The sequence below is a fragment of the Pseudodesulfovibrio karagichevae genome (assembly GCF_041414475.1).
In the GTDB taxonomy this organism is placed as follows: domain Bacteria; phylum Desulfobacterota; class Desulfovibrionia; order Desulfovibrionales; family Desulfovibrionaceae; genus Pseudodesulfovibrio; species Pseudodesulfovibrio karagichevae.
The window spans coordinates 156,395-173,204 of record NZ_JBGLYH010000001.1 but is presented as its reverse complement, the minus strand read 5'-3'; the positions used below and the strand labels follow the sequence as shown (position 1 = coordinate 173,204).

General features: G+C 66.1%; 11 protein-coding genes. 9 read left to right on the top strand and 2 right to left on the bottom strand.

What is annotated here, in order from left to right:
* Positions 1-20 precede the first annotated feature (20 nt).
* The 4 genes from nifE (at position 21) to AB6M95_RS00650 (ending at position 4,451) form a co-directional block, all read left to right on the top strand.
* The gene (gene nifE / locus AB6M95_RS00665; RefSeq protein ID WP_371384800.1) at positions 21-1,424 is read left to right on the top strand and encodes a nitrogenase iron-molybdenum cofactor biosynthesis protein NifE; all 1,404 of its coding nucleotides are present in this window, start codon (positions 21-23) and stop codon (positions 1,422-1,424) included.
* Positions 1,417-2,784, top strand: a complete 1,368-nt coding sequence (locus tag AB6M95_RS00660) for a nitrogenase component 1 (protein WP_371384799.1) — start codon at positions 1,417-1,419, stop codon at positions 2,782-2,784. Before nifE ends, AB6M95_RS00660 begins: the two co-directional genes overlap by 8 nt.
* Positions 2,785-2,869: 85 nt before the next feature.
* A complete protein-coding gene (locus AB6M95_RS00655; protein ID WP_371384798.1) occupies positions 2,870-4,138 on the top strand; it encodes a radical SAM protein in 1,269 nt (422 codons plus the stop codon).
* 67 nt (positions 4,139-4,205) lie between these two features.
* Positions 4,206-4,451 carry a hypothetical protein gene (locus tag AB6M95_RS00650; protein WP_066802129.1) on the top strand — a complete coding sequence of 82 codons (246 nt, stop codon included), beginning with the start codon at positions 4,206-4,208 and terminating at the stop codon, positions 4,449-4,451.
* A gap of 475 nt (positions 4,452-4,926) precedes the next feature.
* Here the strand turns inward: AB6M95_RS00650 and AB6M95_RS00645 are convergent, their stop codons facing one another.
* Both AB6M95_RS00645 and AB6M95_RS00640 read right to left on the bottom strand, forming a co-directional pair.
* Entirely contained in the window at positions 4,927-6,510 is a 1,584-nt protein-coding gene (locus AB6M95_RS00645) for a sigma 54-interacting transcriptional regulator (RefSeq protein WP_371384797.1), read from the bottom strand.
* A gap of 161 nt (positions 6,511-6,671) precedes the next feature.
* A complete protein-coding gene (locus AB6M95_RS00640; RefSeq protein WP_371384795.1) occupies positions 6,672-8,492 on the bottom strand; it encodes a YgiQ family radical SAM protein in 1,821 nt (606 codons plus the stop codon).
* A gap of 141 nt (positions 8,493-8,633) precedes the next feature.
* Here AB6M95_RS00640 and AB6M95_RS00635 point away from each other — a divergent pair, with 141 nt between their 5' ends.
* The 5 genes from AB6M95_RS00635 to AB6M95_RS00615 all read left to right on the top strand — a co-directional run bounded on the left by AB6M95_RS00635 (position 8,634) and on the right by AB6M95_RS00615 (position 16,674).
* A complete protein-coding gene (locus AB6M95_RS00635; protein WP_371384794.1) occupies positions 8,634-9,629 on the top strand; it encodes a zinc-dependent alcohol dehydrogenase family protein in 996 nt (331 codons plus the stop codon).
* Between the two features lie 623 nt (positions 9,630-10,252).
* On the top strand, positions 10,253-12,460 hold the full coding sequence (locus AB6M95_RS00630) for a type I secretion system permease/ATPase (protein WP_371384824.1): 2,208 nt from the start codon (positions 10,253-10,255) through the stop codon (positions 12,458-12,460).
* 7 nt (positions 12,461-12,467) lie between these two features.
* The gene (locus AB6M95_RS00625) at positions 12,468-13,796 is read left to right on the top strand and encodes an HlyD family type I secretion periplasmic adaptor subunit (protein WP_371384793.1); all 1,329 of its coding nucleotides are present in this window, start codon (positions 12,468-12,470) and stop codon (positions 13,794-13,796) included.
* Between the two features lie 40 nt (positions 13,797-13,836).
* Complete coding sequence (locus AB6M95_RS00620) at positions 13,837-14,526, top strand: transglutaminase-like cysteine peptidase (protein WP_371384792.1); 690 nt, start codon at positions 13,837-13,839, stop codon at positions 14,524-14,526.
* A gap of 45 nt (positions 14,527-14,571) precedes the next feature.
* Positions 14,572-16,674, top strand: coding sequence for an HD domain-containing phosphohydrolase (locus AB6M95_RS00615; protein WP_371384791.1), 2,103 nt, complete (start codon positions 14,572-14,574; stop codon positions 16,672-16,674).
* The last annotated feature ends 136 nt before the right edge of the window (positions 16,675-16,810 follow it).

Genomic DNA, 16,810 nt, shown 5'->3' with positions numbered 1-16,810 from the left:
ATCGATATAGGGGAAGTAAAATGAGTGCGACCAGTTCGACCATACTCGAGGAAAGACAGGACCAGATCCACCGGACCGGCGAGGGCGCCATCGACATCGCCTGCAACCGCGAGTCCCTGGCGGGCGCCGTCAGCCAGCGCGCCTGCGTGTTCTGCGGTTCCCGAGTGGTCCTGTATCCCATCGCCGACGCCCTGCACCTGGTGCACGGCCCCATCGGCTGCGCGGTCTACACCTGGGATATCCGCGGCTCGCTGTCCAGCGGCCCGGAGCTCCACCGGCTGTCCTTTTCCACGGACCTGCAGGAAACCGACGTCATCTTCGGCGGCGAGAAAAAGCTCGAAGCCGCCCTGGACGAACTCATCGACCGGCATTCCCCCAAGGCCGCCTTTGTCTACTCCACCTGCATCGTGGGGCTCATCGGCGACGACATGGAGGCGGTCTGCCGCAAGATGACCGAGAAGAAGGGCATCCCCGTGCTCCCGGTCATGTCCGAAGGGTTCAAGGGCAACAAGCGGGCCGGGTACCTGGCCGCGTGCAAGGCCATGTTCCGGCTCATCGGCCAGGGCGACACGTCCGACATCTCGCCCGTCTCCATCAATATTTTCGGCGACTTCAACCTGGCGGGCGAAATCTGGATCATCCGCGAGTACTTCGAGAAGATGGGCGTTCAGGTGGTCGCCAACGTGACCGGCGACGGCCGCGTGGCCGACATCGCCCGCTGCCACGGCGCGGCCCTGAACCTGGTCCAGTGTTCCGGGGCCACCATGGACCTGGCCAAGATGATGGAGGAGGAGTTCGGCACCCCGTACAAGCGCGTCTCCTACCTCGGCATCGAGGACATGGCCGACTCCCTGTACAAGGTGGCCGACTTCTTCAAGGACAAGGACCCTGGGATCGTGGAGCGGACCCAGGCCCTGGTCCGCGACGAGCTGAACAAGCTCATGCCCGAGCTGGCCCGCTACCGCAAGGACCTGGAAGGCAAGAAGGTCGCCATGTACGTGGGCGGCTCCTTCAAGGCCTTCTCCCTGGTCAAGGCCTTCCGCCACCTGGGCATGAAGGTCGTCATGGTCGGCTCCCAGACCGGCACCAAGGAAGACTACGCCGAACTGGCCGAGATCACCGATCCCGGCACGGTCATCATCGACGACGCCAACCCGCTCGAACTGTCCCACTTCATCAAGGAGAAGGACGTGGACGTGTTCGTGGGCGGGGTCAAGGAGCGGCCCATCGCCTACAAGCTGGGCGTGGGTTTCTGCGACCACAACCACGAGCGCAAGGAGGCCCTGGAAGGCTTCGCGGGCATGCTCAACTTCGCCCGCGAGATCCACGCCTCGGCCATGTCCCCGGTCTGGCGGTTCGCCCCCCGGCGTGCTAACCGCGTCAACCTCGCCAAGGAAGCCCGGAAGGAGGCCGTCAATGAGTAACGCCAAGACCGCAAGACCCAATTTCGTCTCCACGACCAACGCCTGCAAGCTGTGCACGCCGCTCGGGGCCTCCATGGCCTTCCGGGGCGTGGAAGGGGCCATTCCCTTCCTGCACGGCTCCCAGGGATGCGCCACCTACATGCGCCGCTACATCATCTCGCACTTCCGCGAGCCTGTGGACATCGCCTCCTCGGCGCTCGGCGAGAAGAACGCCATCTACGGCGGCGGCCCGAACCTGAAGAAGGGCATCCTCAACGTCATGAAGAAGTACGATCCCAAGCTCATCGGGGTGGCCACCACCTGTCTGACCGAGACCATCGGCGACGACGTGCCCATGTACTTCCACGAGTTCTACAAGGAATTCGGCGACCTCGATCTGCCCGAACTGGTCCGGGTCTCGACCCCCAGCTACAACGGCACGCACATGGACGGCTGGCACGGCGCGGTCCGCTCCCTGGTGGAGCAGCTCTGCCTGGAAAAGGCGGACGACGACGGCCGGGTGAACATCCTGCCCAGCCTGGTCTCCTGCGAGGACGTCCGTCATCTGCGCGACATCTGCGACCACTTCGGGATCAAGGCGACCATCCTGCCCGACATCTCCGAGTCCCTGGATGGTCCGGCGCTCGAGGACTACGTCAAGATCCCCGAGGGCGGCACGCCCATCAGCGAGATCAAGACCATGAGCGCGGCCGCCGGGACCATCGAGTTCGGCCGCTGCCTGCCCCCCAAGACCGGCGGCACCAGCCTGGAGGAGCGCTTCGGCGTGGCCAACCACCGCATCGGCCTGCCCATGGGGCTGCGCGAGTCCGACCGTTTCTTCGAGATCCTGGAGGAACTCTCCGGCAAGCCCATGCCGCGCCGCTACGAGCTGGAGCGCGGCCGGTTGGTGGACGCCTACGTGGACGGCCACAAGTACATCTTCGGCAAGCGCGCCGTGGTCTACGGCGAGGAGGACCTGGTCGTCGGCCTGTGCGCCTTCCTGGCCGAGATCGGCGTGGACGTGGTCCTGGCCGGAACCGGCGCGCGCGGCAAGGGGCTGGAGGCGGCCATCGCCAAGGTCACCGACGGCGTGGCCCGCATGGCCCCCGAGGTCCGCGAGGGCGTGGACTTCCATGACATCGCTGCCGAGGCGGGCGAGCTCGCCCCGGACCTGCTGGTGGGGCACTCCAAGGGCTACCGCTACGCCAAGGAATGGAACGTGCCCCTGGTGCGCGTGGGCTTCCCCATCCACGACCGCTTCGGCGGCCAGCGCACCCTGACGCTCGGCTACAAGGGCACCCAGACCCTGTTCGACCGGGTGGTCAACGCGGTCATCGAGAAGAAGCAGGCCGATTCCCCCATCGGCTACGGATATATTTAATCAGAGAACGCAACTCCAACGCGGCAGACTGAGAACCGACAAGCAGCCCGGCCCCCGTCCGCCGGACCATCACAGGAGAACCGATATGTCCAAGGATACCACCAAGCACCCCTGTTTCAACAAGAAGAGCGCCGGAAGCTGTGGCCGCGTGCACCTGCCCGTTGCCCCCAAGTGCAACATCCAGTGCAACTACTGCAACCGCAAGTACGACTGTGTGAACGAGTCCCGCCCCGGCGTGACCTCCGGCGTGCTCAAGCCGTTCCAGGCCGCGGAATACATGGACAAGGTCCTCGAGAAGGAGCCGCGCATCACCGTGGCGGGCATCGCCGGTCCCGGCGATCCCTTCGCCAACCCCGGCGAGACTCTGGAGACCATGCGCCTCCTGAACGAGCGCCACCCCGAGCTGCTCTTCTGCCTGTCCTCCAACGGCATGGGCATCCTGCCGTACCTGGACGACATCGCGGAGCTCGGCGTGTCCCACGTGACCATCACCATCTCCGCCGTGGACCCGGCCATCGGGGCCAGGATCTACGCCTGGGTCAAGGACGGCAACGTGGTCTACCGGGGCGAGAAGGGCGCCGAGATTCTCCTGGACCGCCAGCTCAAGGCCATCAAGGGCCTCAAGGAGCGCGGCATCACGGTCAAGATCAACTCCATCGTCATCCCCGGCGTCAACGACCACCACATCGTCGAGGTCGCCAAGGTCTGCGCCTCGCTGGGCGCGGACATCCAGAACATGATCCCGCTCAAGCCCACGGCCGACACCCCGTTCGCCGGGATTCCGGAGCCGGGCCGCGAGACCGTCCTGCCCCTGCGCAAGGAGGCCGAGCCGTTCATCGAGCAGATGACCCACTGCAAGCGCTGCCGCGCCGACGCGGTCGGCCTGCTCAGCGACGACCAGTCCACGGCCCTGTGCGGCACGCTCCAGGCCTGCTCCAAGCTCAAGCCCCTGGAGGCGACCATGGCTCGCCCGTTCGTGGCCGTGGCCACCCGCGAGGGGCTGCTGGTCAACCAGCACCTGGGCGAGGCCAAGTCCTTCCAGATCTGGGGCGAGTCCGAGACCGGCGGCTACCGGCTGATCGAGGAGCGCCAGGCCCCGCAGGCGGGTTGCGGCCCCAAGCGCTGGTCCGAGCTGGCCGCCACCCTCAAGGACTGCCGGGCGGTGCTTTGCGCCGCCGTGGGCGAGACCCCGCGCATGCTCCTGGAGGAGCACGACATCCAGTCCTACCCCGTGGACGGCTTCATCGAGGACGCCCTGCGCTTCGTCTTCGAGGGCGGCGACATCAACGCCCTCAAGGTTCGCCGCGCGGGCATCGGTTCGGGCTGCGCCGGAGGCGGCGCGGGCTGCGGCTAATCCGCGGGACAACGGTCTTTCCGGGCTTCGGCCCGCAACCGGCAGCAATCCCAATGGAGGAGAACTCATGAACAAGGCGACGTTGGAAAAGGTTTTCGAGTACGCGTCCAAACCGGTGCAGGGGACCATGTCCCGCAAACTGCGCAAGGACGTGAAGATCCAGGTCAACGAGGGCGAGGTCTACGAGGGGGCCACCCTGTTCCTGGGCGAGGAGTTCGTCCGTGTGACCTGCGTCAAGGACGGCCTGAACATCAACACCTACTACGACTGGGAAAAGATCGCCTCGGTGCGCACCTTGGGCGCGGTTGAATAACCCGACGGTCCGAAGCAAAAAAAGAGGCCCTGCCGGTTGCCCGGCGGGGCCTCTATCCTTGTGTGCCTGTCGGCGTCTAGTAGAAACGCCAGCTTCCGGGCGCCTCGCGGTAGAACTCGTCCATTTCCTCGCTGATGCCGATGCGGACTTCATCGTCCACCTCGGCGCGGGTCACGTTCTTGCTCGGGTCGAGGCCGACGTCCAGGGCGATCTCTTCCAGATAGTGCTGGACCCGGTCCGCCTTTTCGCGGAGCGCGCCGTCGGTTTCCAGACGGGTTTTGTCGAATCGTGCTGCGGTAACGTAGGTCTTTGCAGCCTCCTTTCCGGCCGGGGGCCGGATGCATTCGTCTCCCCATATAATAAGTCCTCCGGGCGTGGAGGCAAGCGGGCGCGGCCGTTCAAACGGCGGACACCCCCCGCCGGAACGTCCGGCGGGGGGTGTCTTGCGTGGGGTGGAGGTATGTATGCCGAAAATTTAGGTCTGGGCTTCCTTTATGCGCCGCAGCTTGGCCCTGCCCTCGGCGATCATGGATTCGAGGCCGTACTTCTTGACCCGGTAGCCCATCTGGCGGGCGGACAGGCCCAGCGCCTCGGCGGCCTTGTACTGGACCCAGCCGTTGCGTTCCAGCGCGGCCATGACCTCGTTGCGCTCGAACTCCTTGAGCGAGGTGTGGCGCGGCGCGTCCTCGGACATGGGGATGGCCTCCTGAACCGTGGCGGACTGCCCGGGAGCGAGGTAGGACTTGAGGAATTCAAGGCTGATGCGGTCCTCCTCGGACATGATCACCAGCCGCTCGATGAGGTTCTGCATCTCGCGCACGTTGCCGGGCCAGTCGTAGCGGATGAGCGCGTCCAGGGCCGTGGAGGTCAGGTGGATGCTCCGCCCGTAGTCGCTGGCCATCTTGTGCAGGAAATGGTTGAGCAGGCCGGTGATGTCCTCCTTGCGCTCGCGCAGGGCGGGCACGCGGATGGGGAAGACGTTCAGCCGGTAGTAGAGGTCCAGGCGGAACCGCCCGCGCTCGACGAGGTGGCCGAGGTCCCGGTTGGTGGCGGCCAGGATGCGCACGTCGATGGTCCGGGTCCGGTTGGAGCCGAGCCGCTCCAGCTCCTTGTCCTGGAGCACGCGCAGCAGCTTGGCCTGCAACCCCATGGGCAGTTCGCCGATCTCGTCCAGGAAGATGGTCCCGGTGTCCGCCTCCTCGAACCGGCCGGGCCGGGTGTTGGTCGCGCCGGTGAAGGCCCCTTTCTCGTGGCCGAAGAGTTCGGATTCCAGGAGGTTGCCGGGGATGGAGGCGCAGTTGACCTTGATGAACGGGCTGCCCTTGCGCTCGGACAGCTCGTGGATGATCCGGGCGATGAGCGTCTTGCCCACGCCGGATTCGCCGAGCAGCAGGACCGTGGCCCGGGTGGGCGAGACCTTCTCCATCTGGCGCTGCACCTCGACCATGGCTGAGCTCTGGCCGACGATGTACGGGCCCTTGGAATTCTTGGAAATCTGGTACTTGAGCGAGGTGTTCTCGCGCTTCAGCGCGGCCTCGCGAGCCATGATCTTCTCGTTCAGGCTGAGGAACTGGCCGATGAGCGTGGCCACCACCTTGAGGAAGTCCACGTCCTCCTCAAAGCTGATTTCGTCCTCGAACAGGCGGTCTACGTTGAGCACGCCGATGGGGTCGCCGTGCAGGACGATCGGCACGCCGATGAACGAGATCATGCCGCGCTTGACCCGGCGCGAACCGGTCTTGTCGAGGAAGAGCGGCTCCTTGTCGATGTCCGGCACGTAGTAGGGCTCGCCGGTCTGGAAGATGCGCCCGGTGACGCCCTCGTCGAGCCGGTACACGCCGCGCCGCTTCTCCTCTGCGGTCAGGCCGTAGGAGGCGTTGATGGACAACTGCCCCGTCTCGGGGTCGAAGAGGGTGACCGTGGCCCGCTGCATGGACAGCTGTTCGGAAAGGATCTTCAGAACGCCGTCCAGTGCCGACTGCAGGTCCATGGCCTGGTCAATGACCTGGCAGATGGACTGCAGGGCCGACAGTTTTAATCCGGGGACATTCGCTAGCATGGCAAGTGAATAGCAAGCGCGATGCCATGCGCGAAATGTGGCGCGGGGCTTGGCTTTCCGGGCCGCCGCCGCATACGAAAAGGGAGAATTATTTTAACAAATATGTCATTCCTGAACAAAGGATATACATATCTGCAACATTGCGCGCCACGCCGGTTTCATCAGCGAGCGCGGCGATTTCCTCCGGACCGGGGCTGTCTCCGCCCCTTGCCGTGGTGCCCCTTGCCGCCGGGCGCGCGTCCGGTGTCCGGCATGAGGATGGCGTGCTGGCGCAGCCTTTCCGCGTCGGTCTTGGCGACAAAGATGGGCTCGCCCTGCATGTCGCATTGTGCATGGAACATGGCTGCGGCCGCCGTGCCGGGCAGGGGGATGAAGCACTGGACCTGCTCGGGTTTCCAGCCGCGCGCGTCGAGCCAGGCGCGCAGGGCGCGCATGTCGTCCTCGGTGCAGCCAGGGAAGGCGGACATGAGGTACGGGACGACGTATTGCTTCTTCCCGGCCTTCTTCGACTCCTTGTCGAACAGGTCCAGGAAGGTCTCGAAGGTCTCGAAGCCGGGCTTGCGCATGAGCCTCAGCACGTGGTCCACCTGGTGCTCTGGCGCGACCTTGGCCTGGCCGCCCACGAACTCGCGGATCATGGTCGTCAGGGCCTGCATGTCGGTCACGGCCAGGTCGATGCGCCAGCCCGAGGCCACGCGCACGTGGTCCACGGAGTTGACGTCGGACACGGACCGCAGCAGGGAGACGAAGTCGCGCTGGGCCACGCGGTAGTGCTTGCAGATGCGCGGGGTCAGGCAGCTGGCCCGCTCGCAGGCGGACTGGTCGGACGCGCAGTGCGCGCCCCACATGTTCGCGCTGGGGCCGCCCACGTCCGAGATGGACCCGGTCCACCCCTTGACCTCGGTGATGGCCCGGACCTCCTTGAGGATGGACCCCTTGCTCCGGGAGCGGATGGTCCGCCCCTGGTGCAGGGCCAGGGTGCAGAACGAGCAGCCGCCCGCGCAGCCCCGATGGGTGGTCACGCTCGTGCGGATCATGTCCGCCGCCGGGATGCGCTCCCGGTAGGACGGGTGGGGCAGCCGGGTGAAGGGCAGCCCGGCCAGCTCGTCCAGCCCCGCCGTGTCGAGCAGGGGGCCGGGCGGGGCGACCAGGACCATGCGTCCGCCGGTCTCCTGCACGGCCCAGGCCTTGTTCTGGTGGACCTGTTTTTCGAGCAGCCTGGTGGCCTCGATGAGCTGTTTCGGGTCGTCCAGGATCGCTTCGTGGGAGGGCAGTTCGAGGACCTCTGCATCCGCGGGGATGTCGTCCCTGGTTCCGGCCACGACCAGGCCGGGCAGTCCGGCCAGCTGGGGGCGCAGGGCGCGCAGGTCCACTTCGCCGGTCTCGTCCAGGATGGTCGCGATGGTCTCGGCCAGGGTGACGATGGCGTTCTCGGCCATGCCGTAGGTGATGGCCGTGGCCTTGGAGTCGAGCAGCACGGACTTGCGCACCGAATCGGACCAGAAATCGTAGTGGGAGATGCGCCGCAACGACGCCTCGATGCCGCCCAGGATCACGGGCAGGCCTGGGAAGGCCCGCTGCACCGCGTTGGTGTAGGCGATGCACGCCCGGTTGGGCCGCGCGCCCGCCTTGCCGCCCGGGGTGTAGGCGTCGTCGGAGCGCTTCTTGCGGAAGGCCGTGTAGTGGGCCAGCATGGAATCGAGCGACCCGGCGGTGACGCCCGCGAAGAGCCTCGGGCGGCCCAGGCGCAGGATGTCGTCGGGCCTGTCCCAGGCGGGCTGGGCGCAGATGCCCGTGCGGAAGCCGTGGCGGATCAGCCAGCGGCCGAGCAGGGGCGCGCCGAAGGAGGGGTGGTCCACGTAGGCGTCGCCCGAGACCAGGAGAATATCCAGCTCATCCCAGCCGAGCGCGTCCATTTCCTCGCGGGACATGGGCAGGACCTCGGGCTGGCGGAGTCGTTGCGTGTGTTCGTTGCGTGACATCCTCTCATGATGAACCACGCGCCCGTCCAGGTCCACCTATTTTACGCCCCGTCCCTTCCAGCCCGCCCGCTTCCCGGCCTGCCGGGGGCCTGTACAGGCCGGGAGGATACGGGTAGTATGGCCGGACCGGAGGATGTGACCATGAAAGCCATGCTGCTGACGGAATACGGCGGGGAGTATCCCTTTGCCGAGCGCGACGTGCCTGTGCCCGAACCCGGGCCGGGAGAGGTCCTGGTCCGCGTGGCCGGGTCGAGCCTCAACCCCATCGACAACAAGATCGCCACCCTGGGCGCGGCCCTGGCCTTTGCGCCGGAGCTGCCCGCCCTGCTGGGCATGGACATGTCCGGCACGGTGGAGGCGGTGGGGCCCGGCGCGACCCGCTTCAAGGTCGGCGACCGCGTGTTCGGCTGCCCCGGCGGCGTCAGGGGGCTGCCCGGCACCCTGGCCGAGTACGTGACCGCCGACGAGCGGCTGCTGGGCCGCGCGCCCGAAAACATGGACCTGGCCGACGCCGGGGCCGTGCCCCTGGTGGCCACCACGGCCTGGCTGGCCCTGTTCGACAAGAGCGGGCTCAAGCCCGGCGAACGCCTCCTGGTCCAGGGCGGCGCCGGGGGCGTGGGGCACATGGCCGTGCAGCTCGGCGTCCATGCCGGGGCCGAGGTCTTCGCCACGGTTTCGTCCCCGGACAAGGCGGCCGTGGTCGAGGCTCTGGGCGGCACGCCCATCGACTACAAGGCCGTGACCGTGGACGAGTACGTCGACGAATACACCGGGGGCGAGGGGTTCGACGCGGTCTTCGACACCGTGGGCGGCAAGGTCCTGGACAACTCCTTCCGGGCGGCCCGCACCGGCGGCCGGGTGGTCTCCACCAACACCCGCTCCACCCACGACCTGGGCCCGCTGCACGCCAAGAGCCTGTCCCTGCACGTGGTCTTCATGCTCCTGCCCCTGGTCACGGGACAGGGCCGGGAGCGGCTCGGCGAGATCCTGGAGAACGTGGCCGGGCTGGTGGATGCGGACGAACTGGCCGTGCTCCTGGACGAGCGCCGCTTCGATTTCCGCGACATCGCCTCGGCCCACCGCTACTGGGCGTCGGGCCAGGCCATGGGCAAGATCGGGGTTGCGGTCGGCGCCTGAGACACGGGCTCGCCGGACCGGAATTTCGCCCCGCACGGCTTTTTGAACTGTGCGGGATACAAGGAAGAATCCAATTGAGGCTTGACAAAACAGGCCTCACGATAAAGATTGGGACTCTAATACTGTAAGAATTGGACGGCGGCCCTCTTTGGCGGCCGCTGCGCGCAAAACCAATCCTCATCCAAGTGAAATCTATGCCTCCCGAGAAAAAGCCAGCGTCACCAGCAGCCTCGAAGCCCGTTCAGGAACCCGGGACCGGGTCCGAAGCCATGCCGAAACCGGCCGGACCCAGGCCCGCCGAGGGCGCGCCCGGTCCCGTTCCGGGCAAGGCCGATGACGGGAAGTCTTCGGCTAGGTCCATACAGCTGGACGCCGGACCCATGCCGGGTTCCGCCGCCGGAAAACCGGCCGGACCGGCCCCCTCGGCTTCGCCCGCGCCCCAGGCCGCCTCGGGAGACAAACCCCTTCAGGTCCGGCACGTCCCGGTCGGGGAGGGCGCGCCCGGCAAGCATCCGGGCAAGGAACCGGGCCAGCCCCAGGCGGGCCAGACGCAGCAAGTCCAGCCCCAGCCGGGCCAGACGCAGCAAGGGCAGCCTCAGCCGGGCCAGCCCGTCAAGGGGCAGATGCCCCCCGGCATGGCCGCCATGCCCGGCATGCCCGGCATGCAGAAGCCCATCCGGGTGGAGACCGACGAGCGGTTGACCCCCAAGGACATCGATTTTCAGCCGCCCCTGGTCATCTGCCTGTCGATCATCAGCCGACTGCTCGGCAAGCCGGTCTCCTCGGCCACGCTCAAGGCGGGCATCCCCCAGCAGGAGGGCGTCATCACCGCCGCCTCCATCGTGCGCTCGGCCGAGCGCATCGGCATCAAGGCCAAGACCGTGTACCGCGAAAAGCTCCAGTCCATCACCAAGCTGGTCATGCCGTGCATCCTGCTGCTGCGCGGCGGCAACGCCTGCGTGCTCCTGGACTTCACCGGCAACATGGCCCGCGTCATCGTGCCGGGCCACGGCATGGACGAGACCGAGATTCCGATCTCCACGCTCAACGAGGAGTACACCGGGTACAGTATCTTCTGCCACCGCACGTCCAAGCTGGACAAGCGGGCCAGCGAGCTCAAGCTGCTCAAGACCAAGCGCTGGTTCTGGGGGGTCATCGGCAAGTTCTGGCCCATCTACAAGCACGTCATCGGCGCCTCGATCATGACCAACATCATCATCATCGCCTCGCCGCTCTTCGTCATGAACGTGTACGACCGGGTCATCCCGAACAATGCCACCGAGACCCTCTGGGCGCTGGCCATCGGCATCGCCATCGCCTACCTGTTCGACTTCCTGCTCAAGAACCTGCGCTCCTATTTCGTGGACGTGGCCGGGCGCAACGCCGACGTGCTCATCGGCTCCAAGATCATGAACCACCTGACCTCGGCCCGGCTCGATTACATGCCGGAATCCGCGGGCGCGGTGGCCAACAACATCCGCGAGTTCGAGTCCCTGCGCGAATTCTTCGGCTCGTCGTCGCTGGTGGCGCTCATCGACCTGCCGTTCCTGGTCCTGTTCATCTGCGTCATCTACTACATCGGCGGGCCCATCGCCTATCCGATCTTCGTGGCCGTGCCCCTGGTCATCCTGGTGGGCGTGTTCATGCAGATTCCCTTCCAGCGGATCATCGAGAACCACTACAAGGAATCCACCCAGAAATACGCGCTCCTGTTCGAGGTCGTCCAGGGGCTGGAGACCATCAAGACCAGCATGGCCGAGGGCCGCATCCAGGCGCGCTGGGAGAACGTGGTCGGCCTGTCCGCCCACTCCAACAGCCACGCCAAGACCATCGCCAACGTGTCCATCACCTTCTCGGTCTTCGTCACCCAGATGGTCTCCGTGGCCGTGGTCATCACCGGCGTGTACCTCATCTCCAAGGGCGAGCTGACCGTGGGCGGTCTCATCGCCTGCAACATCCTGTCCGGGCGGTCCATGGCCCCGCTGTCCGCCGTGGCCGGGCTGCTCTCCCGCTTCCAGCAGTCCCGCATGGCCTTGAACGCCCTGGACATGCTCATGGAGATGCCGTCCGAGCGGCCCGACGACAAGGAGACCTTCCACTACGGCGTCATCGAGCCGTCCGTGACCCTGACCGACGTGTCCTTCAGCTATCCCGGCACGGACAAGGCCGTGCTCCACGACATCAACCTCAAGCTCACGCCGGGCGAGAAGGTCGGCATCATCGGCCGCACCGGCGCGGGCAAGACCACCATGGGCAAGCTCTGCGTGGGCCTCTACCAGCCGGTGCAGGGCTCGGTGCAGGTGGGCGACATCGACCTCAGGCAGATGGACGTGGCCGACCTGCGCCGCAAGGTGGGCTACATCTCCCAGGACAGCCTGCTCTTCTACGGCACGCTCAAGGACAACATCGCCTTCGGCCTGCCTGAGGCGGACGACCAGTCCATCAACGCGGCGGCCGAGATATCCGGGGTCAACGACTTCGTCCGCGACCACCCGGCGGGCTTCGGCATGATGGTCGGCGAGCGGGGCACCTCCCTGTCCGGCGGCCAGCGCCAGGCCGTGACCATCGCCCGCGCCATCCTGCCCGATCCGGAAATCCTGATCATGGACGAGCCGTCGAGCAACATGGACAACCAGTCCGAGTACCGTCTCAAGGAGCGGCTCAAGAAGTACATCGAGGACAAGACGCTCATCGTCATCACCCACCGCCACTCCATGCTCGATCTCGTGGACCGGCTGGTGATCATGGACCGGGGCAGGATCGTCGTGGACGGGCCCAAGAAGGCCGTGCTCGACGGGCTGCGGACAGGTCAAATCAAGGTTTCCCTGTGAGGATGCAATGAGCAAGAAATTCGATAGAGAAACGCTGCTGTTCATGAGCGAGGTGGACCAGGCCATGTACGGCAGGGGCCACCGGCTCGCCTACATCATGTCCACGGCCATCCTCCTGCTGATCGTCATCTTCATCCTCTGGGCCAACTGGGCCATGCTCGACGAGCGCACGCGCGGTTTCGGCCGGGTCATCCCCTCCCAGCGCATCCAGGAGATCCAGAACCTGGAGGGCGGCATCATGAACGAGCTCTTCGTCCAGGAGGGCCAGACCGTGGAGAAGGGCGACATCCTCTGCCGCCTGTCCAACGAACAGGCGGCCAGCTACTACCGCGACGCCCAGAGCAAGGCCCTGGAACACCAGGCGGCCATCGCCCGGCTCACAGCCGAGGCCAACGGCGACGAGGAACCGGACTTTCCGCCGGACGTCGTCGCGAAGGCCCCCCAGCTGGTCGAGGACCAGCGGCGCATCTTCAAGGCCCAGCGCAACAAGCTGAACATCGACATCGGCCTGCTCGAGGACCAGTACCAGCAGCGCCAGCAGGAAGTGAACGAGATGGTCGCCCGGCGCAACCAGCTCAGGCAGAGCCTGGAAGTGGCCGAGAAGCAGCGCGACATCGCCAAGCCCCTGGTGGAGAAGCACATCCACTCCGAACTCGACTACCTGCGGCTGGAGCAGACCGTGCTCCAGATGCACGGCGACATGCAGGCCCTGACCCTGGGCATTCCCCGCGTGCAGCGGGCGGCCAAGGAAGCCAAGGGGCGCATCGACCAGGCCAGGGCCGAGTACCGTGCCAACGCCCTGGAAGAGATCAACGCCCGCAGGCAGGAGCTCAACTCCATCCTGGAGAACCTGAGCTCCGGCGGCGACCGCGTGACCCGCACGGACGTGCGCTCGCCGGTCCGGGGCGTGGTCAAGCACATCATGGTCAACACCATCGGCGGCGTCATCCGCCCCGGCGAGTCCATCATGGAGGTCGTGCCCCTGGACGACACCCTGCTGGTCGAGGCCGAGGTCAAGCCCTCGGACATCGCCTTCCTGCATCCCGGCCAGAAGGCCCAGGTCAAGATCACGGCCTACGACTTCTCCATCTACGGCGGACTGTACGGCACGGTGGAGAACATCTCGGCCGACACCATCGAGGACGAGAAGGGCGAGAGCCACTACCTGGTCAAGGTGCGCACCAGGGACAACGCCATCACCTACCGTGGCCAGCAGCTGCCCATCATTCCGGGCATGACCGCGAGCGTGGATATCCTGACCGGCCGCAAGTCGGTCCTGGCCTATCTGCTCAAGCCGTTGCTCAAGGCCAAGCAGAACGCGCTCAGGGAACGATGAGGCGTGAATGAGGCCGGTGCGGGGGATATACTCGGCGGCTTTGGTTGCGCTCTGCGCGGCCTGCATCGCCGTAGCCCTGGTCCGGCCTCCCGACGCCTTCGCCGCCGCCCCGGGGGCCGACGCCGCCGCAGCCAGGCCCGACAAGCGCCAGCTGTTCGGGACCATGGAGTTCAAGGGCAAGCTGCAGAAGCTGCCCAAGTGGACCCGCGTCCTCGAAAAGATGAAGGCCTGGAAGGGCTATTTCAAGGACGACAGGACCGCCAACCATCCGTCCAATAAGGCCTGGAGCACCCTCAAGGCCCAGTTCAAGGACAAGCCCGAGCTGGACCGGCTCAGGGCCGTGACCAAATTCTTCAACAAGTGGCCGTACCGTTTGGACATGGCCAACTGGGGCGTGAGCGACTACTGGGAGACGCCCTGGGAGTTCCTCAAGAAATCGGGTGATTGCGAGGACTACGCCATCGCCAAGTTCTATGCCCTCCAGGAACTCGGCTTCTCCCCGGATCAGATGCGCATCGTGGCCGTCCGCGACGCCATCCGGGGCATTGGCCACGCGGTCCTGGCGGTCTACGCCAAGGACGACATCTACATTCTCGACAACCAGACCGACATGGTCCTGTCCCATACGAAGTACAAGCATTACATCCCGCAGTACTCGGTGAACGAGCATTACCGCTGGATGCACGTGGCTCCCCAGAAGCGGACCACCTACGAAAAGGCGAAGCAATAAGGCCCGCCCTCTCGGGCTGGTCACAAACCAGATGGAGTTATCGACATGGCTGAACATCTTACAAAGACCGCAGAGGTCCCCACGTCCATCGGAGGGGCCGGACAAGGCGTCAAGATCGGCGTGGTCCTGGCCTTCGTGCTGGTCATCTCGGTGGGCATCGCCGTGCTTGCCGCCAGAGCGGTGCGCGACAATGAAGCCTCGCTGCTGGAGAACCAGCAGAAGCGCTTCCAGCTGCTGATCCAGGGGCGCACCGAGGTCATCGCCTCCTGGCTCGAAAACCTGTCCCACCAGGGCGACCGGCTGATCAAGTCCGATCTCTTCCGGCTCTACGCCTCGGAGGTGGACACCTACGCGGGCGACCTGTCCAATCTCTTCGGGCGGCTGCACTCCGACCAGTCCGTGGAGGGCCAGGAGGGCGCGACCCTGGCCGAACAGCTGCCCATGATGGAGAACATGCTGCGCGAGTTCTCCACCTACGCGGGCTTCCTCAACGCCCGCATCCTGAGCCGCAAGGGCGAGGCCTACATCGCCACCGACGGCTACCTGCCGCCCATGAACCAGGAGCAGACCGGGCTGGCCATGGCCGCCATCAAGCAGGGCGGACCGCAGTACTCCACCCTGCGCAAGACCGCACAGGGCCTGGAGATGGACGTCTTCGTGCCGGTCTACCCGCCCGACGCCGTGGGCGGCACGGACGAGGCCACCGGCCAGAAGGCCGTGGGCGTGCTCATGATGACCCGCCAGATTTCCGGCAAGATCACCGAGCTGCTGTCCAATTCGCCCCTGGCCGCCAAGGGCGAGAAGACCCGGCTGATGCAGAAGAGCGGGGCGGGCTACCGCGAGGTCGCGCCGTGGACCGCCGACGGCTTCCTGGACGTGGGCTTCCCTGTCAAGGTCGACGCGGACGGCCACATCCCCTTCGGGCTGCGGCCGAGCATCGAGGACGCCGACACCAAGGTCTATTCCATGGGCGTGCGCATCCCCGGCCCGGCCTGGTGGCTGGTCCAGGAGATCGACTACGGCCAGGCCATGAAGCCCGTCGTCGATTACAACCGCACCGTCTACATAGTGGCCGGACTGGGCATCCTGACCGCGCTGCTCATCGCCGGGCTGGCCTGGTGGATACTGACCGGCGTGCAGAGCCAGCGAATCGCCGAGCAGTTCCGCGCCCTGGCCACGCAGATCGAGGAGCAGAAGCTGTTCATCGACTCCATAAACGCCAACATCGACGAGTTCATCGTGCTCAAGGACGGGCAGGGCAAGTTCACCTACGTCAACGACGCCTTCGCCGCGGCCGCCGGGCGGCCCAAGGAGGAGCTCATCGGCATGGACACCGCCGCCGTGTTCGGCTTCGACACGGCCAAGCGGCTGGAGGCCATCGACGAGGTGGTCGTGCGCGAGAAACGCAAGATGACCATCAGCGAGCCCATCTTCATCCGCTCCCGGCGGCACCAGTTCCAGGTGTCCAAGTCGCCGTACTGCGCCAAGGACGGCACCTGCCAGGGCATCGTCGAGGTCTACCGCGACGTGACCGAGTACGTGGCCGCGCAGGAGAAGAACAAGCGGTTGATCAAGAACGCCATGGAGGCGCTCGGCTCGACCATCGAGGCCGCCGACCCGTACCTGGGCGGCCACACCAAGCTCCTGGCCGGGCTGTCCGTGGAGGTGGCCAAGGCCATGCACCTGTCCGAGATGGACATCGCCGAGATCGAGACGGCCGCCAACCTGTCCCAGATCGGCAAGATGTTCGTGCCCAACGAGATCCTGACCAAGCCGGGCAAGCTCACTCCCGAGGAGATGTCCGTCATGGAAGGGCACGTGGAACACGCCTACCGCATCCTCAAGGACATCGACATCGCCGAGGGCGTGCTCACGGCCATCTATCAGATGAACGAGCGCCTCGACGGCACGGGCTATCCCAAGAAGCTCGCCGACGGCGACATCATCGTGCTCGCCCGCATCCTGGCCGTGCTCAACTCCTTCTGCGCCATGATCCGTCCCCGCTCCTACCGGGGCGCCAAGGCCCCGGAACAGGCCCTGGAGATTCTGGCCAGCGAAGGCAACCGCTTCGACCCCGCCGTGGTCGCCGCCCTGGCCGACGTCATCAAGACCCCGTCCGGGGAAAGGCTGCTTGCCGACAAGGACTAGCCCTCCATCCGATCCATCTGGTCATGCAAAAGGCCCCGGCATCGCGCCGGGGCCTTTTTTGCGGGCTCGGGACGGCGGCTTCCGATGGCGGGGCTGTAGCGTTTCGGGCCGGGCAACCGCAGGGAGGAGGGCGTGC

Excerpts from the sequence above, each read along its gene's own strand:
- AB6M95_RS00640 (WP_371384795.1), bottom strand. The coding sequence starts at position 8,492 with ATGTCACGCAACGAACACACGCAACGACTCCGCCAGCCCGAGGTCCTG.
- AB6M95_RS00625 (WP_371384793.1), top strand. The coding sequence starts at position 12,468 with ATGAGCAAGAAATTCGATAGAGAAACGCTGCTGTTCATGAGCGAGGTG.
- AB6M95_RS00645 (WP_371384797.1), bottom strand. The coding sequence starts at position 6,510 with ATGCTAGCGAATGTCCCCGGATTAAAACTGTCGGCCCTGCAGTCCATC.
- AB6M95_RS00630 (WP_371384824.1), top strand. The coding sequence starts at position 10,253 with ATGCCCCCCGGCATGGCCGCCATGCCCGGCATGCCCGGCATGCAGAAG.
- AB6M95_RS00660 (WP_371384799.1), top strand. The coding sequence starts at position 1,417 with ATGAGTAACGCCAAGACCGCAAGACCCAATTTCGTCTCCACGACCAAC.
- AB6M95_RS00615 (WP_371384791.1), top strand. The coding sequence starts at position 14,572 with ATGGCTGAACATCTTACAAAGACCGCAGAGGTCCCCACGTCCATCGGA.
- AB6M95_RS00635 (WP_371384794.1), top strand. The coding sequence starts at position 8,634 with ATGAAAGCCATGCTGCTGACGGAATACGGCGGGGAGTATCCCTTTGCC.
- AB6M95_RS00655 (WP_371384798.1), top strand. The coding sequence starts at position 2,870 with ATGTCCAAGGATACCACCAAGCACCCCTGTTTCAACAAGAAGAGCGCC.
- AB6M95_RS00650 (WP_066802129.1), top strand. The coding sequence starts at position 4,206 with ATGAACAAGGCGACGTTGGAAAAGGTTTTCGAGTACGCGTCCAAACCG.
- nifE (WP_371384800.1), top strand. The coding sequence starts at position 21 with ATGAGTGCGACCAGTTCGACCATACTCGAGGAAAGACAGGACCAGATC.